The sequence below is a fragment of the Clostridium nitrophenolicum genome, assembly GCF_055391695.1.
Genome location: NZ_AP042469.1, coordinates 2,085,431 through 2,107,038, shown reverse-complemented (window position 1 = coordinate 2,107,038; position 21,608 = coordinate 2,085,431). Strand labels below are relative to the sequence as shown.

The window sequence follows — 21,608 nt, the reverse complement described above, 5'->3', positions numbered from 1 at the left end:
TTAAAACAAATTGCCACCTAATCTCCAAATACTGATATTATATCCCTTTTCTGTTATAACCTTCATCCAAGACTCCAAGGTAGTTTTGTCAGCATACCAAACCTCATGCTCTATATTATCTTCATCTTTATAATTGAAGAACAAGCACTGGCTTTTATCGTCACGTTCTGCTTTAGCATTATATTTTTTTAATAAATTACTAGCTTCAGCTTCTGTAACGGAAGTAGTTTTCCCATTAGATGCCCAGTTAAAGCCTCCCGTAGCAATTGCAAAATCCTTTTTTCCTGGAACTTTACTCATTTTTTCTATTGAATTCCTGATAAATTCAGGATTTGCTTTTTCTCCTGGTTTACTAAAACCCCCATGCAAATTGTAGCACATTAATACATAGGTTGGACCTTCAGCAAAACTCAATTTATCAAAAGGTGTGTTAGTTTCTAATACAACTCTTAGCTTTAAACCTCCTTTTTCAGCTTTTTGGTATAGTTCATTTATAAATAATATGTAATTATCCCATAATTTAATGTCATTTTTTATTTGTTCATAGTCAATTTCTATACCATCAAAACCATATTTAACTGCTAAGTTTATAATCTCTTCAATATGCTTACTTCTTGAATCTGGATTACTTAATAAAGATTTTAATAAATTTGTATCTTTTAATGAATAACTCCCATCATCATTTAATTTATCATTGACAACAGTCATGTACTTATTGTACTTATAATCCTTTGTTTTGTTATAGTAGTTAATTAATTCTTCTGGCATCCTCAATTCATTATTTGAATTAAAATTAGCTGCAAAATAAGAGATATTTTTCAATTTTTCATCTAAGGTTTTAATTTCTTTATCAGAATTTAAATCCCAATATACAACCCAAGCTGATAGATTATTTATATTCTCACCAAATACTTTTGTATCTTTATCCAAGGCTACATCTTTATTCTTAGAATTAGATTCTTTTGAGCTAACAGTTATATATATAACTGGTATTAACACTACTAATAATATTACTGATCCAACAAAAATTAATCTTTTTCTCAAACTATTACTCATTAACTACCTCTCAAACTATAAATTTTTAATAAACCAATTCACAAGTTTATTAAAGGAGTTTTTAACTTTATAAGTTACAGCTTCTACTCCTTTTAAGGAAGAATCATATAAAACTTCGTTATTCATATTAGTTACTTTAAAACTTTTAAATACTCCATCATATACATCATCTGCAATGTTTCTTTGGCTATATCCATAGTTTCCCCATGAAGACTCAAGAAGAATACTTCCCTCATTTTCATTACTTACTTTTAAGTCTTCTACTATTTTCTTGTCATCAATAGATAAAGTCAGCTTTTTATCAATTAATGTTATATCAACTTTCTTACTTCCAGGTTCTTTTATATCAAATTCTTTATTCTTATCACCTAAGGCTAAAGAATGTAGGATATTTTTATTCCCATTTGAATTTTCAATAACATTAACTGTATTATTAATAAGTTGAACACATATGCTATTGCTCCCATCTTCATTGGATCTTAAATATATAGACTGAGAACCTATAATATTACCATTTAACATCGTTGATACTTTAATATTCTTATAATTTTTACTATTTAACAGCTTAATAAGTCCTTTTTCTTTTGGCAGGGATGTTAATATAATTTTATCATCTATAAACTCCGCTTGTCCTTTTATTTCTTGGAACTTTTTAGCTTTTTCTTCATCTCCTACAACAAATTCAGTATTTCTTTTAGTATCATCCCAAATTCTCATTAATAAATGATTAGTGCTCCAATATGCCTGTGGTTGAACTCTAGTTAAGTCATAAATAGAGCTGTTTGGTAAATTTAATGAGTATCCCTCTCTATTAAAATTCATACTAAATAACTCTTTAATCCATTTGCCGTTTACTTCACTAGCTTTATCATTTGTACCAAACTTTCCTGTATTTGAATGCATCAGCCCATATAAAGATGGTACATATCCAAGCTCTTTATTATATATATTTGATAAGCTTTTATAATCATTATCAATACGTTCTTTCATCTCTTCATAGCTTTCCACAGGAATTCCATGTTCATCTCTAAGATAATCCATCAGATAATGATTATATTGTCTATTGATTTTAGAGGCTGCCTTTGAGAACTCAACAGAATTTAAATTTCCTAAGTAATTTGAGTCTTTATCAAAAACATTGATATACTCCAACCTATATCCATTAGTACCCAATTCCCAATAAGAGGTATCTTTTAGTTGTAATAAGTCTTTAGGCGTTAAAAACTTAGGGTCTTTCTTTGCAAATTTATCTGCATAAGTCAGCATTGTGGCTTTATAGTTATATTGTTCTAGAATTTTTTGAGAAAATATTGCTGTATCTCTTCTTCCATCCTCAAATAATAAAAACAATGATTTTTCTGGTAATGCCTTTCCTTTTTTATAGTAATCTAATATATCTTGCTGAGTTATTGTTACATATCCATTGTCTTTTAATGCTTTTATTTGTTTCTCTAATGCTTCAGTACTTATTAGTGTAGCATCTCCAGTTCTATCTACACCAAAATATGATACCGCAATAAAACCACTTTTTCTGTCTTTAGAAACAGTATTTGAACTATAGGGCTCATATACTGAAAAGGTACATACAGCTTTTATAATAACTATTAATACTGCACATAAAATTATTCCTTGAAATATACTTCTTATTATCTTAACTCTATCTTTCTTTTCAGGAGAAAAATTTTTATTCTTCAAATGCATTCTCCTCCTTTTTTATTAGTATTCTAGAAGCTTTCCTTTGCTCTTTTTTCCTTTGAGCTTCTATATCACTTGGAGTCATTCTTGTCCCCCAAGTTGATTTCCAAAATGTTACCCATGCTATAGGCATTTGCCAAAGTAATACCGCTTCATAATAAATACAAAATAACATTCCAAAAATCCAAGTTGTACTTCTTCTAAAGAACATTTGGGCAAAGCTCATCAATAATGCCATCATCAATAATCCAACAAGAAATGTGGTTGGAAATATCTTGTGTACAATTGGTACATAAATTAGGTTATAAGTAAATATTACAGGTGCAGCAATAGGAACAAATACCCCCATATAAAAGAAAGAGGCCATAAAAGGTTCCTTTTTCCACATAAACTTTCCTGCAATAATTGACTCTCTGAGCCATGACCTTTTCCATCTCATTTGCTGCTTAAGAAATACCTTATACTTATTAGGTACAATAGTAGAACAAATTGCCGTATCTTGATAACTAGTTCTATGTCCATTCAATACAAAATTAGTCATAGCTCTATCATCTCCAAAGGTTGCCTTTTGGCCTAAAAACCTTTGATTTATCCATTCATTCATATTATCCATAACTATTTGTTTTCTGTAGCAAGACAGTGGTCCTGATAAACATGTAACTGCATCAAAATAAGCTTCTGCTGCTTTCATAATTCTAAAAGCAATATAATATCTAACAGACTGCATTTTAGTTAAATTATTTGTATAAGTATTCGCAACATCGGTTCTACCTGATACTCCACCCATCTTAGGGTCTTTAAAAGGTTGAACCAGATTTCTTATTGCAAAAGGTTCTAAGAAGCTGTCTGAATCAACAAATACAACTAAATCATGCTTTGCATTTAAAACTCCTCTGGAAAGAGCATCTCTTTTCCCTAAGTTCCTTTCTTGAACAAAATACTTTACCCTACTTGGAGCATCAAATCTTTCTGCTTCTTTATTTAGTTTCTCTATAGTCTCTTTAATTTTATCTACAGAATTATCATTAGAACAATCATCTACAACTATAATTTCTAATTTATCAATAGGATAGTCTTGGTTAATGCAGCTTAAAATTGTGTTTTCTATCCATTCCTCTTCATTAAAGCAAGGAATAATAATTGTTACACCTGGTGTGTAATTAACATCTATTGGAATAGGCTTGTACAAAACACCAAATAAATATCTACTTAATAAAAATACAGCTGCAATAATACTATATAGATATAGCCACTTATTAAATCTAAAATATAAAACACTTTCTGCACGCATTAATATAATGAATATACTTATAAACAATAATAATAAGCTAGATGCAGCTAATATATACCTATCCTTCTTTCTACCGGAATATTGTGATAAGCTTTCAGTAAATTCTATGCCGCATATTATTTTTCCATCTGCTGTAATAGAATCCCGAACCTTTTTCCCATTAATTTTAACATTCATTTCATATCCTTCTGGCATAGAACCAGGTAATACTTTAAATTCTAATTTAATATTATTAGAATCACTAATTATATTTAATTGTTCTTGATCTTTTAATTCTAGTAAAATTCCTGTAGTAGAAACATCTAAGGATTTAACTGTAAATGTACTGCTGCCTTTTTCGCTTTTACATATTATTTCAACGTCAGTTTGCATTACATATCTTATCCCAGCTTTTTTACTTTTTATAAACAAACTGGGATCACCATTATAATCCTCTAATACCTTTTTCCCTCTACGATCAACACTACTTCTTATAGCTTCTTTATCAGGAACATTTGCGAGTAATCTCCTATCTCTGCGTGGATTTAAAAGAATATCCTCGGCTTTACCTTGATCTTTTTTTAATTTCTCGTATTTAAACCTCATTCTTCAAACTCCTAATTTATAGCATTATTTTTCTAAATAATCACTTAGCTTTGCAATTTTATATTTTTCTCCATACAATCCTTTTTCATTGTTAGTTAGGAATATATCTAAAGCTTCAGCGGTATAATAAGCCTGGTCATTCATATGCATTACTATTACGTTCCCCCTATTTTTAACTAGTCCATCTCTTATGTAATCAACAATATCCTGTGCAGAAGGCCTTTCATAGTCATGAGTTGTAATATTTCCACTAACAGTATATTTATAGCCACTTTCATATACCGCCGCTAACCCTTCTTTTCTTAAAAGCAAGGTAGGTGGTCTAAAATATGGTCTAAGGGAGTCTAAATCACCTATTACTCTTTCCATAACGTCATAAGATTTAACTAAGGACTCTTCAAGTTCTTTTCTGTTAGTACCCAAAAGCTCATGGTTATAATTATGGCTTCCAATATCATGACCATTTAAAGCAATAGTTCTAAGTAGGTTTGGGTTAGCATTTGATATACCGCTATTAATATCTGCATATTTTGATATTACAAAGAAGGTTGCCTTTACTTTATGTTTATTTAATACATCTAGTATTTCATTTACTACTGGGTCTCCTCCCCAGTCATCAAAGGTAAAGAATATAACATTTTCACCCTTTGTATCAATAGTTCCGCTTTTATCAATAGATAGTTTTTCCTCTTCACTAAAGTCACTTAAATCTATATACTCATTTCCTATATAATTAGTTTTCATCATTCCTAGTGCTTCTTCATAGGTTCTTTCCTTCATAGGGATTGGATTCCCTGTAATATTGTATCTACCAAACTGTGATGATGTTTCAATAGTTTTTTGTAAATTATCTAATGTTACTACTGAATAGCCTAATGGCTTTTGAGCTAAATCATAGGATTTTAACTTTTCATTATACTTGCTCATGTAGCCATTTTGAACATAATTTTTAGTTACTAGATCAATTACATTGGCAATAAGTTCATCATTTTTAAATAAATTAGAGTCTAATCTAAAGTAAACTATTTCTCCCTTTCGAAGTGATAGATATGAATTTATGTTGAAATAATCAGACACAATGTCTTCAGCACTCATACCTTTGTATTTGTTAATAATAGGTGCCTTTGTGTAGGTAAATAATTCATAATTTTTAAGGGAAGGAATATTAGTTATTGCTGATAAGGCTTCTTGAATTTGAGGATCTGCATACCCATACCCAGCCATATATGCATTTGTAGTTATTCCTTTTTCTTTTAATAATTTATCCACTTCATATATTTCTTTACAAATTTCTTCTGTTGATTTATTTAATAAAGTCAAATTAGTTGTTATACCGCCGTTTCCAATTTCATGACCTTTACTTAAGATTTTGTTTATTCTGTCAGGATATTTTAATATTTCTTCTTTTGTTACAAAAAATGTTCCCTTCGCATTAAGTCTTTCAAGTGTTTCCAATACTTTATCTAAGCTAGTTTTATTGCTTAGTCCTCTAAATGTATATGCTAAAGACTTTTGGGTAGTGTAAAATTCTGAAACAACAGGTGCTTGTTTTTTATTATTTTTTTCTATTAATTCTTTAAAATTTATTAAATCTATAGCATTATTAACTTCTTTGTTTGTCTCTTTATTTTCCTCTTTGTTTCCTAATGTATTTTTTTCAACCGGTTTATTATTTAATATGTTCTTTTTAGTATATTCATTATTTGATACATTTTTTATTTTTTGTGGTTTATTGTATTTTTGAGCACTTGAGAACTCAGATACTTTAACAACAGTTCTATTTTGTTCATCTATTGATTTTAAAATCCATTCTACTATTTGTGTAATAGTAACTTCTTTTTCCTCTTTACTCTTTTCCTCATTTATACCAGTCTGCTTATCTATTGCAGGTTTCTCTTCTGCTCTTTTTTCTCCGTATTCAGCGCTATCAAGAACACCTTCTAATTTTATGGAGATTATTGTTCCTTTTTCTAAGTTCTTTATATACCCATATGCTTGATCATAATTTTTAAAACTTTGATAACTTAAATAATGATTACTATTAACAACATATTTATTCCCTGATGCATAAGCTGCTGTTAAGATGTTATCATTACAAACAGTAGAATTACACTTTAGTAAAACAGGATCTTTTCCAGTTATAGATCTTAAAATCTTATTAGTCCTACAAAAATCAGTAACCAATTCTTTTGAGGATAATTTCTCCATATTCTTAGTCCAAGAAAGAGTTCCACTTCCTATATCATGTCCACCTTTTTGAATCATTTTCACTATACTAGGATCCTCAGCTGCTTTAATTCCTGGAATAAAAAATGTTGCCTTAATTCCATGTTCATCTAACATATGTATTATTTTATCCATAGTATCTTTATCACTAAGTCCCTCAAAGGATAATGATACTACATTTGATGATGCATCAACATTTGTTATAAAATCTGCCTTTTTACTACTATCTAATGAGCTTAATGCCTTTTTAATTTCCTCTGATGCATCATAATTACTTTTTTTACTTATTACTATTTCTCCTGAGCTAGTAGTTACACTATAATTTTTATATACAAAGATACCTGTAAAAATGCTTGCGGATAAAATTATAATAGTAACAATAATACGCTTTTTGTTCATATTTCACCTCACAGTTATAACTTCCATTTAATTAACTTTGGTTATATTAAACCACCTTTACTTTCTTTAAAAACTTATTTACAAGGATATATATTATTCCTTATATATCTTCTCTTCAATAGCAAGCACTACTTTATCTTCGCTAACAATAATGCCAGCTGCTACTTTTTGAAGACAATCATTTCATTATATAATGTTCTGACACTCTTTTAAAGTATAGTTTTCCCAAATAACACTGCCATTTTAAAGATGTATATCCATATTGTAACTTATTTTTACTTTTTTATCAAAATAAAATTAACACTAAATAGGTGTATTTCTATAAACAGAATTCTTGGCTTCAGGATAAAGTAATGAGCTGCAGCCCTGACTATGATGTTTGGTAGTAGATTATACAAAAAGAGTGTCTTAAAACAGCAGTTTAAGACACTCTCTTCTCTTTATTAAAGTACATCTGTTAACTATGTTATGAAATTCATTTAAATCAATTACTCCATGAAATTTTCCACTTTTCTATCCATTCATTTCATTTTTTGTTTCTATTTTATCTACAATGACATTAATGCTTGCTTTGACAAAATCCACTGCCTGAATCTTACTCTGTCCCTTATGCTTAACTTCCTTCTCTCCTTTTCTGGCAATTGCCTTATATGGGTACTCTTTTTCATGATTCTCTATAACCATTATTTCATATCCTCTATATTGTTCCATAAAATATACCCCCTTCTATACATCATATTATACCATATTCTTAATAGTTTGAATATTATAAAATATTTATATTCACAAATTTTAACCTCAAAAAATACTGGGGGTTATTTTTATGTAAAAAAAGCTGGTAATATAACACCAGCTTTTTAAACTAAAAAATACATTTGCCATGAATAATAGCACTTTATTCTTAGGGTAAGGTCAATGATACAAAAATAGTTTAAGCAAATAATAAATTTTTATGTATTATAAAAAAAGAAACTAGCCTCTAAAAGCTAATCTCAATTCTTAGAAGAAGTAATATACACACATATTCTTTTAAAGTTCTTAAGTTGAATAAATTACTATAATTATTTATTAATTATAGGTTACCATATAATTTAGATTGGAATTTAATATTTTAAACAAAAGAAGGTGTTTCATCATGAAGAGATTTGCCAAGCATCCATATATTGTATTTATAATCACATTATTGTTTATGTGCGTAAATATCAGAACTAATGTATATGGAGATGAACTGACCATATTTAATAACAGCTTCAAAAATCAAAATGGAACAGAGTGCCCTAAAGAAGTATTTTTAACTTTTGATGATGGTCCTAGTGTAAATAACACAAGAAAAATATTAAAGATATTAAATGATAACAATATAAAAGCTACTTTTTTTGTAGTAGGAATAAAGTGTGAAGAAAATCCTACCATACTAAAAGAGCTAAGTGATAATGGTATGAGCATTGGCGTACATACTTATTCACATAATTATAAAAAAATATATGGAAGCTTAAAATCCTATATGGATGATTATGAAGCATGTAAAAATACAATACAAAAAATAACTAATAAAGAGCCTATAAATTATATTAGATTTCCAGGTGGATCTAATAACCCTATGGCGAGAAAAACAACCTTAGATTCAATAAAAAAAACCTTAAATGATAAGGGAATAAAGTATGTAGATTGGAATGTTTGCTCAGGTGATGCAGATGCTCACGAAGTACCTGTTGAGAAAATAAAAAGAAATGTCAAAAATCAATGCCAAAATAAAAAGATTGTAGTAATACTTATGCATGATACGTACTACAAACATTTTACAGTGGAATCACTACCTGAAATAATAACATATTTAAAAAATGAAGGATTTGTTTTTAGAACCTTTGGTGACTTAAGTGAAGCAGAAGAGAAAGAAATGATGAACATTGAAATAATAAACAAAAAACAATAGCTGGTATTGTATTATTACAACTTCAATATAAATTGAACAATATTATAATAATTATTCTATATATGTATAAACTATAGATGGAACCCCCTCCGAGTAGCCTCCTGTAATCTATATAAAGCCTGTATCTAAAAGTAGATGCAGGCTTTATATTTATATTCTTTATAATGTATTGTCAAATGTATTATACTAAGCAATATGGAATATCTCAGTGTATTTTGGTTAAACTAATTTCGTTGAGAGTGAGGTGATTAGTTTGACAGTACAAAGTGATTTACAAAAAGCAATAGCATCCTGTGAAGCTGCAAAGGGCGGTTATTCGATGATGGCACAATCAACCGAAGATCCACAGGCAAAACAAATGTTTAACAGTATGAAATCGGATATTGACAGACATTTACAGTTTTTAAATGACAGAGTTGACTACCTAAACCAAAATAATCAATTAAATGAGTAGAGCTTAGTAAAAAAGGGCGAGAGTAAAAATATCGCCCTTTACTCTAAAGTCTACATAAGCCTGTATCTATTAGAGATGCAGGCTTGTTTAAATTTACAAAATAAGAAGATTGTGAATCAGTATAAACCATTCTTTATATCATCTATGAATTTTGTTTTATTCAAAATCTCATGGTTGACCTCAATAAAAAACTGAACAACAGGCGATTTTGGCAGTATAATCATAGTCTATGTAATACCAAAGGTTGAAGTTACAGGATAAAAAATGTATAATAGTACAAGTATACTCTTTGATTGTCCATAATAGATGGTGTGCTTTTGGGAAAGCTTCTAAAAATCTAATCAAAGATGTAAATTTTATGTTTGACTGGAGGTTATTTAAATTGAAAAGAATTTTTTCTACAGTTATTGCAAGTATGATGGTATTAACTGTTTTGTTTTTAAGTGGTTGCGGTAAATACACTTCTAAAACTGAAACTCCATATGTTGTTATTAACAATAAGCAAGAGGTTGTTAAGTATGTCGTTGATCAGCATCCAGATGTAATTAAAACAAAACAAATAGTTACTGACTATGCAAAGGCATACTCTAATAGAGATTATAAAACAATTAAAGGCGACGAAGAGTTTAAAGACTTTTCACAAGACTTTGCAAAGAAACGTAATGATAGCAACTATAAAAAATCTGTTGTAGATTATTATAAAGGAAACGAATTAGTAACTAAGCTTCAAGATCTTAACATTTCCAAAATACAATTTAACAAAGAGTTTAATACTGCAGAAGTAACAGCTGTAATGAAATTTCAATATATTAACGCAAAAGATGATTTCCTAAAAGTAAACAAGCTACAAAAAAATTCAATTGCTCAAAGTGGCATGCTTATTAAACTTATTAAACAAGATAATAATTGGAAAATAGATAGTGTTGGTATGGGAAGTGTACATAATTAAAATAAAATTGATCAACTATTAAGTTGGTCAATTTTATTTTACCTTTTTAAATAAGCCATATTTCTCATCTTCTAAGAATACATTACCTATGAAAATAGTAGCTTCCTTATTTAATAAACAATTACTTTCTATTATATTACCTTCATTAAATATAATCGATAAATCAGGTACATTACCTTGTCCATTAAAAACTACAGCAGTATATCCCTTTTGCTCTGCATTAGCTGTATCATATACAAAGGTTTTGCCACCTTTTACATAAATAAATTTATTTTTTTCAACAGTTAAAGTATTATTAGGATTTTCTTTATCTTTCCATACTCCTGTTATACTAGCTGTTACATAATTATAGCTAATTGGCTCTTTAAAATTAAAAGTATATACATGTTGTTTAATATTTCTGCCCTTATCACTATATAAATAATTGACTGTAGCTATATTATCCTTAATCCAATTTACTTTATAAGTTCCTGCTGAAAAAGATCTATATAGTTTTTCAGTAGGATATTCAGAGCTTTTCTTGGCAAACAAATAAAACCTTCTCTTTAAATCTAAAGTTTTAAGTGAACCATCCTTCTTGTTAACAGCTTCCTTTATTATTATTTCATTTTTAAAATTAGGAGACTTAAAGATAAATACCTTATTTTGATTAGCATCTAATAAGCCTTTAGTATTAAATATAAAAATTATAAGTATAACTCCATACTCTATCCATTTTAAGCGCTTGTTTTTACTAGATAGCAAAATAAATAGAACTAAGATCATATAAATTATAATAAAATACATCCAATCATAAATTAAGTAATATCCCTTTAACTTTACTACCTCTATACCTAATGCCAATAGTATTAACATTATAATAATACTAACTAATAATATCTTTATTTTCTTATGATTATTTAACATATATCTCTCACTCCTTTACATTATTCTACTGTAACAATACCATCAAACTTCCACGTTAACCCATAATCCTCGGTTGTAAACTTGGCCATCTTTCCTTTCCCCCATTCTCCGCTTTTCCCTTGCCAAACAAGTATTACACCCTTTTTTCCTTCAAACTTTGGCTGTTGTGCTTCTGTAAATTTGCCTTCATATTCAGTAGGCAATGGGAGCTTCAATTGACTCCAATTGTTTCCCTTATCAGTTGTATATTTTATATTAGGATATTTATCATAGGATTTATAACATATAAATCCTATCTTATCTGTTGAAAAGGCTGCTCCATTTACTAAAGTATGAGTTATCTTACTTGTATCTCCTATTTTACTCCATGAACTTCCACCATCCTTTGTTTCATAAACATAAGTCATTTCTGAAGACATTGCTCTATCTCCTGCAGCAACCATATGACCGCTTTTGTCTGATGTAAAATCTATAAACAGTTGTCTACTTGCCTCTGTTTCATTAGTAACTAAGGATTTTCTCCAAGTTATTCCTTTATCTTCTGATATCAAAACAGTAATAGGCAATCTATCACTTCCACCATATACAAAGCTTGTGTTCTTAGGGGTAATAATAAAACTTCCATTTTGAAGTTCAACAGTATTTGTTAATGGTTCTCCCCTATCGAAAAGTACCTTTGCATCAATAGGTACATTGATCCAGCTCTCTCCTTTGTCATATGTTGCTTTTATGTTGTGTCCATCTAAATAATAGCTCCTATTGATTTTTCCTAAACTTTTTTTCTTTTTCTCTGCTTCAATTACAATTTTAGATTTATCCTTAGATCCTTTTGATTTTTCTTTGTCTATAATTTTATAAGTATAGTTATCTAAAATTTTTATTTTCAATATCCAGCTTGCTTCAAGTGTTCCATTTTTAATTTTTCCCCAACTTTTATGAGTTTTATTATTCTGAGGAATAAGATCAAAGTCTACCTTTACAACCATTTCGTCCTTATTAAATTCAAGTATTTCTTCTTTTTTAACATTGAGCTTTCTGATATTTTCTCTATCCTCATCTGATTTATTTATAAATGGTTTCATATAAGCCTGAATTAATTTACCACCGATATTTAATAAATCTCCGCTATTATTTACTATTGAAATTACTTTCCCTTTATTCTCTCCATCCTCAATATCTTGCCCTTTAAAGTATAAGAAAGCTGTTACTGAAAGAATCACTATAGTACATATGCTTAGGACAATTGTCCACTTTTTCTTTTTCATATTTTATCCCCCTAAAACTGCTTCAATATATACCTTACTTAAAGCCTATACACTGATCTTTCTTATCTAAATCAACGTTAAACAATACTATTGAATTAATATAGCATATACATATCATAACGTATTTTCACTTTTTTATCAAAATTATGAAGTCATTGAATAAAATTCATGTAAAAGATACACCTACTGATAACTATTTCAATATTTGTATATAGCTTATAAATTTTGTTATAATTTAACACAGGGTATTTTTATTTATTTATTGAATTCCTGCTTTAAATTAGAAAATTGGTTTGCAGTAAGATTAAATACTTTTTCTGTAAATCTTAGATAATAATAAAATCTGGGGGGATAAAACTTGAACGAAAAAATACTTATAGTAGATGATGAAAAGAGCATTTTAGATGTATTAACCTATGCGTTAAAAAAAGAAGGTTATCATATAGAAAGAGCCTATGATGGTCAGGAAGCACTCGATAAAGTAAAAAGCTTTAGCCCACATATAGTAATTTTAGATTTAATGCTTCCTGTAATCAATGGTTATGATGTATGCAAAAAACTCGAAGGAGAAAATATTGGCATTATTATGCTTACAGCTAAAAATGACATTGTGGACAAAATATTAGGGCTGGAATTAGGTGCAGATGATTATTTGACCAAGCCTTTTGACATAAGAGAAATAATTGCAAGAGTGAAGTCTCTATCGAGAAGATTTAAAAAAACTGTAAGTGAAAAAAATGATAACAATATAATTGACATTGCAGATCTTCATATTAATCAAAAACAAAGAACTGTAAGTCTAAAAAATCTACAGCTTGACTTTACTCCAATGGAATTTGATCTATTATATCTGCTTCTTTCAAATCCAAATATAGTGTATTCTAGGGAGCAGCTTTTAAATACGGTTTGGGGCATGGATTATATTGGAGGTACCCGAACTGTTGATACACACATACAGAGGATAAGACGAAAATTAGGTGATAACTATCAAAATTTAATACATACCATCCACGGCATAGGTTACAAAGGAGTTGATGAACTTCTTGAAGATAGGAATTAAATTTAAGCTCATTGCCTTTACAGCCTCACTTTTGTTAACAGTTATATTATTTTTGAGTATTCTAGTACTTAATGGTATAAAAAGTTATCAAAATAAAGAAGTTGAAGCAGCTTTATTTAAACAAAAGGACATGTTTGAGCAGTATTTTAGTGAACGTTCCAGCTTAAGCAACAATAACTCTACTGACAATAGCATTCAACTTGCAAGAGGAAGTATATTTAATAAACCCTGGCTTAGAAATATACCTGCCAGTCTCTATAATACAAAAGGAGAACTTCTTTCAGGATTTAAAACCGACGGAAAATTGAATGAAAATAAAGATAAAGAATCTATGATACAATACGCTATTGATGGTAAAGTATCTTATGTGAAAGTCAATGATGTAATATATTTTTATTCACCAATTAAATATAAGAATAATATAGTAGCAATTTTAGAGCTTGAATATTCTGTTAAGGAAAATAACTTGTTTTATAATAACATAAAAAAAATGTTTTTAATTACAGGTTTTTTTGCTCTTGCACTAGGTATAATTCTTGGGATTTTTTATTTTTTAACTCTTACTAAAGACATATATAAGATGAAAAATTCAGTGGAAAATATTCAAAAAGGTAATTTCAGCAAACTAGAGCAAATTGATCGTAATGATGAATTAGGAGAATTAAGCAGAGGCTTAATCTTTATGAGCGATACCATAGAAAAGAACATTGGAGAACTAAAAATTGAAAGAGATACTTTAAGTGTTGCTGTAGATAAGTTAGAAAAAATGGATAAACAGCAAAAGGAATTTATAAGCAATGTGACTCATGAATTTAAGACTCCCATTACTACTATAAAAGCCTATGCAGATTTGATTCAAATTTATAATAAAGATTTAGATTTGATTGAAGAAGGAACCTCAAATATATCAAAGGAATGTGATCGCTTAACAGCTATGGTGGATAGTGTTTTGAATTTATCTGCTTTAGAAAAGTATGATTTTGAAATACATAAAAATCAAGTAAATCTAAAAGAAATATTAGATCAAATTTGTAGTAGAATGATGGGTAAAATTAAGAAAAATAACTTAACATTAGAGTGTGATATTGAAGATATTATTACTACGACAGATGAAGAAAACTTACGTCACATTGTTATTAACTTGATTGATAATGCCATAAAATATAATAAACCTAATGGAAACATACATATTTCCTGCCATAGAAATGAAGATAAAGTAATTTTAACAGTGGAAGACACTGGTATAGGCATAGCTGAGGATGCTTTAGATAAAATTTTTGAGCCCTTTTATAGAGTTGAAAGCCATCGAAGCAGAGAAACTGGTGGAGCAGGTTTAGGACTAGCCTTGGTAAAAAAATTGGTGGAAAAACAAAGAGGTACAATAAAAGTAGCTTCTAAGTTAAAGGAAGGTTCTAAGTTTTCTATTGAATTTTCTATATAAAGTTTACAAATTTGTGACATTTATTGATACTTTTGTGAATGTTTTTTGCTATTATAACCTCAGGAAGATTAAAGGAGGAAAATTCAATGAGTAGGAAAAAGATCATATCACTAATTTTAACAGTAGGGATTATAGGTAGTATAAGTCAATTTGTAATTACCCATAACACTTCTGCTTCATCTAAAAAAAATATAAAAGTAATGGCATACAAGTCATCTGCTAAAGCTAACGAAAACGGCTTTCAAATTGATAAATATGCAAATATTGAAAGTGTGGCATGGCTCAATGACAATGAGGTTTTGACTTTAACTAAAAAGAGTGAATTTAAGAATCCAGATTCTACTATACCTATACGATACTGCAGTATTTATAATTTAAGCACCAAGGCTTCTAAAGACTTTAAAAATGTGGACATAGATGAATTTTTAGGTGTATCTCCTGATAAAAAATATGTTCTTTATGCAGAGGCGAGAACTATTCCTAAAATTGGTGGTGAAGAATGGAAAAAGGCTCTTGATTCAGGAGATTTGCTTCATAAAAATGTAAAGTTATTAAATTTATCTACAGGAGAAATTACAGCCGTAAATACGGAAAAGCTTAATAGTGATGCAGAATTTATATGGGTAGGTAACAATAAAATTTTAGCAAATTATTTTCGAAAATGGGCAATTATTGATACTACAGGTAAAGTATATGCTGATGGAAGTTATAAGGCTGGTGAACTGGATTCTGCCTGGATATCCGGTACTGATGATATTAAAGATTTAGGAAACAGTGTAGAAGGAAAGTTTTATTATACTCAAAATGAAAATGGAAAAGAAGGAGTTAAATTACGCACTGTAGATATTAAGACTAAAGAAATAAGCACTATTTTCTCAAATCAGTATTCTTTACATGCAGATAAAAAAGGTAAAACCATTATAATTGATAACTTTAATAATAACGGTGAAAAATCTTCTGACGGAGTTTATGTAAACAGAACTTTTGGCGCCCTTGTTTTAAATGAATCAGGTAAAACAATTCAAGAGATTAAATTGCCTAAAGGTAGATTTGGCGGCGCAGCATTTAATTTTGACTATATACTATCCCCTGATGGTAGTAAAGCTGTTTATGTTGAAAGTGCTTCCCATATAGGTTCCAACAACAATAATAATGACTCTGATGCATCTATTAAAGTTATAGATACTCACAGTGGAGCTATAAAAGAAATAGTCAAGCTTTCCAGCTTAAAAGATAAGAATGCTCCAGATAACTATGCTATAGTTAAAAAACCAAAACAAGATGGTAGCATTGAAGAAAGAAGGATAATTGTACCTCCACACTTTTCAAATATACGTTGGGATAGCACAGGTACAGCTCTGTCCTTTACTTATGGAGACTCCGTTTTTGCTAACAACACAAGCGCTGCTCCTATAAATACTTATATTGTTAGCTTTGACAACTAAAACTTTGAATTTTTGTGTATATGGGAGGTACTTTTGTATCTCCTTAAAAATAATAATTATTGTATTAAATAAAAGTTGTGTTTAAGAATAATGTTGAAATTGTAAAGGCAACCCTCAAGGTTGCCTTTAGTTCGTTATATAATAAAGTTGTGACATATTTGAAACATAAATAGATTCTATTCTTTCAAATTAAGTGTACTTTGGTAACTCAATATATATGCTTGTACCAATATTCGGCTCACTTTTCACATTGATTTCCCCTTCATGTGCTTCTATTATTTGCTTTGCAATTGCCATTCCAAGTCCTGAACCTTTAACACTTACCGAGCTATTAGTACCCCTGTAATATCTCTCGAAAAGCTTTTTTAACTCTTCTTCTGCCATACCTTTTCCGTTGTCTTCAATTCTTATATATATTTTATCTTCTTCTTTTATAGAAACTTTTATTACAGTATCTGGAGCATTGTGAATTACTGAATTATAAAGCAAATTGGTAAAAGCTCTATTAAGAAGTGTATTATCAAAATTAAAGTTTACCCTATTCTCTGTGCAGTTAAAAATAATATTTCTTTCCTTATATTCTGGATGGTTTAGTATATTTATAATTACTTCCTTTAATAGACGCACTATATTTCCTTCTTTACGATTTATAGGAAGCATGCCATTTTTTAATTGATAGGTGAAATTTAAATTTTCAACTATAGTTTCCACATTTTTTGCATTTCTAAGTATTATCTCTCCATACTTTTTTACGTCTTGAGGCATAACATCATATTCATAATCCGTTAATATTTCCGCATACCCTTTTATTGGCGATAGTGGAGTTTTTAAATCATGGGAAATATTAGCTACCCATTCCTCTCTTAAAGTTTCATTCCTTTTTCTTTCATCTTCACTAACTTTAAGCTTATTATCCAAAAGATTAAGACTATAAAATACATCCTTATACATTCCTTTTTCTTTCATAGGAACATAGGCATTTGAAGCAAGTCTTCTTATACCTGATATTATATTTGATAATATACGATTCATCCATATTCCATAAACTGCAACAAGAAGAATAATGAGTACAAACAATCCAAGCATAACAAGCTTGATCTTTAAAAAATTGTTATAATTGAAATACATAACTACTTTTGATATTTTTGCAGGAAAGCCTATAATATATGTCCACTTTTCTCCATTGTTATTAACACTTCCAACAAACATAGTATAGTTTCCAAGGCTACCTCCAGTTTTATATAACTGAACCACATCTATTGGAGCATAATGCTTTGAAGCCCCTGCTGGCTCATTATATCCTAAAGTTACATCCCCATTTTTATCAACAATTTGAAAATAAAGCTTGTACTTTTTCAAATCACTTATTGCTGAATCCGTTAGCTGTGGTTTGCCACCTTCAAAGCTAATTTTTTTATAAAAATTTGATGTAAAGTATACAGGCCAGCTGCTCCAGTTGGCATAATTATTTTCGCTGCTAATACTTACATTTAATAAGTAAAATGCTATTCCAATAAAAATTGAAACTAAAATAAGAAAAGCAATAAAAAATTTATAATATAAATTGAATACTATTTTGTATCCTGATTTCTCCATTCTACTCATTCCCTTTTACAAGCTTGTACCCAAGCCCTATTACAGTAACTATAATTCCAGGTTTAGAAGGATTTTCCTCAAGCTTTTCTCTTAAATGTCTTATATGAACAGAAATTGTATTATCATATCCCATATAATCTTCTCCCCATACTACCTCACATAGTCTTTCCTTATTAACTATTTTATTAGGGTTTTCTGCTAAATACAGAAGAAGTTGATATTCTTTTGCTGTAAGCTTAACTTCTACATCCTCTCTATACACCTGACTATGCAGCCTGTCAATAATAATATTTCCTATCTTAATAGCCTCATTTCTACTATCACTAACTTCCCTTATGCTGTCATACTGCTGCTGCCTTCTGAGCTGTGCCTTAATACGAAAAGCAATTTCCCTTGGACTGAAAGGTTTGGTGATATAATCATCGCCTCCCATACTTAGTCCAACAATTTTATCTATATCACTATTTTTTGCAGACAAGAATAAAATTGGGCAGTAGGAAAATTGCCTTATCCTTTTACATGCTTCTATCCCATCAATATCTGGAAGCATTATATCAAGTACTACTACATCAGGTTTTTCATCCTTACATATTGTTATACCATCTAAACCACAATGAGCCTTTCTAATATTCTTAAAGCCTTCTTTTAATAAAACATCCTCTATTAGATCAGTTATATCTTTTTCATCATCTATAAGTAATACTCTTTTATCTGCATCATTTACTAAATTCATTTCAAAACACCTCTTTTATTATCATATCCAATTGTAATGTTTTCCACATTAGTGATATGTCATAATTAAAAATCAGTACTAATTTAATATATTTATTATACGTTTATTGGAATGTAAATATCAATAACAAGAAAGCATGAGCTGAAAATCGAATTAAAATACTATCCATTAAAGTAATACAAAAAACACCATACATATTCATAAATAATATGTGAATCCTATAACTATAATGAATACACATTAGTAACTTTTATTATTGAAAGGAGTCTAAATTTATGAATAAAAATAAAAAAGATAAAAACGTTAAGATAAATAAAGCTATAGAGAATATGGGCAATAGTACTAGTATACATTCCTTAGATACTGTCAATGGCACCACTGGTAAAAATAATAATCATAAAAACAAATAATAGTTAGTAATAAAATAACAGAACAGAAACCAGATTACTTATAATATTAAATTAGGCACTCTGGTTTCTATTCTTTTGCAAACTCATTTCTCAAAAAAATAATTGTACTTTTCCTCATCAAGTCAATTTTATACCTTGTAATTAATACACAGCATTTTTTGTTATAATTTTCATATAAGATTTAACAGAAAGAAGATAAAAGCATAAATAAATTACTGCATATACTCCCATTGTCATACCCATCCATTCTATCTGTGATATTGAAAAGCCGCAGAGATATTTCATATAGGCTATAAGTGGAAATATGCTATGAAGAATACCAAATAAAAGTGGCATTACAAAAATAAATCCCAATTGCTTTGATACAATTCTTAAATTTTCTTTCTTAGTTAACCCTATCTTTGAAAGTACTGAATATCTATTCTTATCTTCATAGGCTTCTGTTAACTGTTTATAATACATTATACTTCCAGTAGAAACAACAAAGAGAATACCTAAAAATGCACCTATGAATACATAGCTTCCATAGAGAGTATGAACTTCAGCATACATATCATAGTAGGAAGAGAAAGTCCTGTCCTTTGGCATCATTTTAGCAAGTTCTTTAACAACATTTTCACTTTTTAGTGGATTATCAAAATTATAAGCTCTTATAACAGTTATATTATTCCTATTCTCATTTAAAAGCTTAGTAAAAAAGGTATCTGGCACTACTATAGTTGTTTTTTGAAATTTAACTCCCAAAACACATTTTATATCAGAATCTGATATATCAAATTTATAGGTTTTTCCACCAATAGTTGCATTAAGTTCATCACCAGTTAATCTTCCTCTTCCTTGTGATAAACTGCTTACTTCAATAAAGAAACATTGATTTTCTTTATTAATTTTAATATCTTTAGCTCTAGCGGTAACATCTGTACCATCATTAAAACCTGAATTATTTACAATATCCTTGTATTCGGAGGCTGATATTACAAACATATCAAAAGGAGCCTTTAAATCCTTTCCAAAGGGACCCTTATATTTTTGTGTAAGCCCACTTCCATTTATCATTATAATATCCGTTTTATAAGTTGTTTTAATCTCTTTATGATTATTAATAACAGCTTCAACTTTTTTGTTTAATTCCTCGTCATCGCTTTGATACATTATTGAAAAAGGACATCCATTGGGTGCAATTTTATCATTGGTCACATTAAGACTAAAGGTAAAACACAATGCGGTAATGGCAACAGCGGAAATAACAGCTATGGTTGCCAGAAGATTAGAATTTCCTTTGATTCTATAGATTATTTGAGATACTCCTATTAGATTTTCTCCCTTATAATATACTTTTTTATTTTTCTCAAATAACTTAAAGATATAAATTATTAGGTTGTTAAACAATATATAAGTTCCTGCAACAACAAGCAGTGTTATAAGAAGACCTTTGTACAGCATTTGGACTCCCCCAGACTCCAAATTTATTTTTAACACACCAATGTATCCGCTAATAACCATTATTAATGATAATAATGCTAAAACTCTAGAAAATTTAGGCTTCTTCTCTCCTTCCTTAGCTGCATGTATAAGTTCTATAAGCCTAAACTTGTATATTACTCCATAAGCTTTTATAGAATTTATTAAGAATATAATCATAAAAATAAAGCTTGTCATGCCTACAGCTCTAACATCAAAGTTATACTGTATAGGTTTATTTGATTTCATACACATAGCAAGTATTCTTAAAAAGAACTTAGAGGTAATAGCTCCTAAAGGCACACCAACAATTAATGCGAGTATACCTAGAAAAATATTTTCGAAGAACATTAGCATACCTATTTCCTTTTTTTTCATGCCAAGTAGTGAGTATATGGCAACTTCTTTCTTTTTATTTTTTATAAAAAAGCTGTTTGCATACCATATAAAAATAGCTGAAAATATTATAACTACAAAAGCTGATGCTTTAAAAATTGCTCCTACCTTAACCTTACTTGAACTTAGTAATTGTACTTGATGGCTATAATACATAGAATAAAATATCATAAGAATAAAAATTGAGGTTAATGTACTTACAAAATAGGAAATATAGTTTTTAAAATTGTGTTTTACGTTGTTTATTCCAAGTTTAAATAGTGTCATTTTCACTTCCCCCTACTATATTTAAAAATATGGTGTTTAG

General features: G+C 29.0%; 17 protein-coding genes. 7 read left to right on the top strand and 10 right to left on the bottom strand.

All coding sequences use genetic code 11. From position 1 onward, the window contains the following. From ACZ5N4_RS09790 to ACZ5N4_RS09770, 5 genes are all read right to left on the bottom strand, one after another. Window positions 1-1,056 (bottom strand): glycosyl hydrolase family 18 protein, encoded by a 1,056-nt coding sequence (locus ACZ5N4_RS09790; RefSeq protein ID WP_464209441.1) that lies wholly within the window; start codon window positions 1,054-1,056, stop codon window positions 1-3. 15 nt (window positions 1,057-1,071) lie between these two features. Beyond that, window positions 1,072-2,757, bottom strand: coding sequence for a polysaccharide deacetylase family protein (locus ACZ5N4_RS09785; protein ID WP_464209439.1), 1,686 nt, complete (start codon window positions 2,755-2,757; stop codon window positions 1,072-1,074). Continuing rightward, the gene (locus ACZ5N4_RS09780) at window positions 2,741-4,627 is read right to left on the bottom strand and encodes a glycosyltransferase family 2 protein (protein ID WP_464209437.1); all 1,887 of its coding nucleotides are present in this window, start codon (window positions 4,625-4,627) and stop codon (window positions 2,741-2,743) included. Before ACZ5N4_RS09780 ends, ACZ5N4_RS09785 begins: the two co-directional genes overlap by 17 nt. A gap of 24 nt (window positions 4,628-4,651) precedes the next feature. Next, entirely contained in the window at window positions 4,652-7,252 is a 2,601-nt protein-coding gene (locus ACZ5N4_RS09775; RefSeq protein WP_464209435.1) for a polysaccharide deacetylase family protein, read from the bottom strand. A gap of 513 nt (window positions 7,253-7,765) precedes the next feature. Next, window positions 7,766-7,963 carry a hypothetical protein gene (locus tag ACZ5N4_RS09770; RefSeq protein WP_464209433.1) on the bottom strand — a complete coding sequence of 66 codons (198 nt, stop codon included), beginning with the start codon at window positions 7,961-7,963 and terminating at the stop codon, window positions 7,766-7,768. A gap of 424 nt (window positions 7,964-8,387) precedes the next feature. Here ACZ5N4_RS09770 and ACZ5N4_RS09765 point away from each other — a divergent pair, with 424 nt between their 5' ends. From ACZ5N4_RS09765 to ACZ5N4_RS09755, 3 genes are all read left to right on the top strand, one after another. After that, window positions 8,388-9,185, top strand: coding sequence for a polysaccharide deacetylase family protein (locus ACZ5N4_RS09765; RefSeq protein WP_464209431.1), 798 nt, complete (start codon window positions 8,388-8,390; stop codon window positions 9,183-9,185). A gap of 244 nt (window positions 9,186-9,429) precedes the next feature. Continuing rightward, a complete protein-coding gene (locus ACZ5N4_RS09760; protein WP_464209429.1) occupies window positions 9,430-9,639 on the top strand; it encodes a DUF1657 domain-containing protein in 210 nt (69 codons plus the stop codon). 382 nt (window positions 9,640-10,021) lie between these two features. Next, entirely contained in the window at window positions 10,022-10,588 is a 567-nt protein-coding gene (locus tag ACZ5N4_RS09755) for a hypothetical protein (protein ID WP_464209427.1), read from the top strand. Window positions 10,589-10,621: 33 nt separating this feature from the next. Here ACZ5N4_RS09755 and ACZ5N4_RS09750 read toward each other — a convergent pair whose 3' ends face one another. Both ACZ5N4_RS09750 and ACZ5N4_RS09745 read right to left on the bottom strand, forming a co-directional pair. Then, complete coding sequence (locus ACZ5N4_RS09750) at window positions 10,622-11,494, bottom strand: hypothetical protein (protein ID WP_464209425.1); 873 nt, start codon at window positions 11,492-11,494, stop codon at window positions 10,622-10,624. Window positions 11,495-11,514: 20 nt separating this feature from the next. Further along, the gene (locus ACZ5N4_RS09745; protein WP_464209423.1) at window positions 11,515-12,759 is read right to left on the bottom strand and encodes a WD40/YVTN/BNR-like repeat-containing protein; all 1,245 of its coding nucleotides are present in this window, start codon (window positions 12,757-12,759) and stop codon (window positions 11,515-11,517) included. 358 nt (window positions 12,760-13,117) lie between these two features. On the opposite strand from ACZ5N4_RS09745, the gene ACZ5N4_RS09740 reads away from it, so the two are divergent. The 3 genes from ACZ5N4_RS09740 (at window position 13,118) to ACZ5N4_RS09730 (ending at window position 16,705) form a co-directional block, all read left to right on the top strand. Then, window positions 13,118-13,819, top strand: coding sequence for a response regulator transcription factor (locus ACZ5N4_RS09740; protein ID WP_464209421.1), 702 nt, complete (start codon window positions 13,118-13,120; stop codon window positions 13,817-13,819). Further along, window positions 13,794-15,260: a sensor histidine kinase gene (locus ACZ5N4_RS09735; RefSeq protein ID WP_464209420.1), complete on the top strand. Its 1,467-nt coding sequence runs from the start codon at window positions 13,794-13,796 to the stop codon at window positions 15,258-15,260. Before ACZ5N4_RS09740 ends, ACZ5N4_RS09735 begins: the two co-directional genes overlap by 26 nt. Window positions 15,261-15,346: 86 nt before the next feature. Then, window positions 15,347-16,705 (top strand): hypothetical protein, encoded by a 1,359-nt coding sequence (locus ACZ5N4_RS09730; protein WP_464209418.1) that lies wholly within the window; start codon window positions 15,347-15,349, stop codon window positions 16,703-16,705. Window positions 16,706-16,894: 189 nt separating this feature from the next. Here the strand turns inward: ACZ5N4_RS09730 and ACZ5N4_RS09725 are convergent, their stop codons facing one another. After that, entirely contained in the window at window positions 16,895-18,301 is a 1,407-nt protein-coding gene (locus tag ACZ5N4_RS09725) for a sensor histidine kinase (protein WP_464209417.1), read from the bottom strand. A 1-nt stretch (window position 18,302) separates the two neighbouring features. After that, window positions 18,303-19,034 carry a response regulator transcription factor gene (locus tag ACZ5N4_RS09720; RefSeq protein ID WP_464209415.1) on the bottom strand — a complete coding sequence of 244 codons (732 nt, stop codon included), beginning with the start codon at window positions 19,032-19,034 and terminating at the stop codon, window positions 18,303-18,305. Between the two features lie 275 nt (window positions 19,035-19,309). Between ACZ5N4_RS09720 and ACZ5N4_RS09715 the strand changes: the two genes are divergently transcribed. Further along, window positions 19,310-19,444, top strand: a complete 135-nt coding sequence (locus ACZ5N4_RS09715) for a hypothetical protein (protein WP_464209413.1) — start codon at window positions 19,310-19,312, stop codon at window positions 19,442-19,444. A 141-nt stretch (window positions 19,445-19,585) separates the two neighbouring features. Here ACZ5N4_RS09715 and ACZ5N4_RS09710 read toward each other — a convergent pair whose 3' ends face one another. Next, the gene (locus tag ACZ5N4_RS09710; RefSeq protein WP_464209411.1) at window positions 19,586-21,568 is read right to left on the bottom strand and encodes an FtsX-like permease family protein; all 1,983 of its coding nucleotides are present in this window, start codon (window positions 21,566-21,568) and stop codon (window positions 19,586-19,588) included. Window positions 21,569-21,608: the final 40 nt, after the last annotated feature.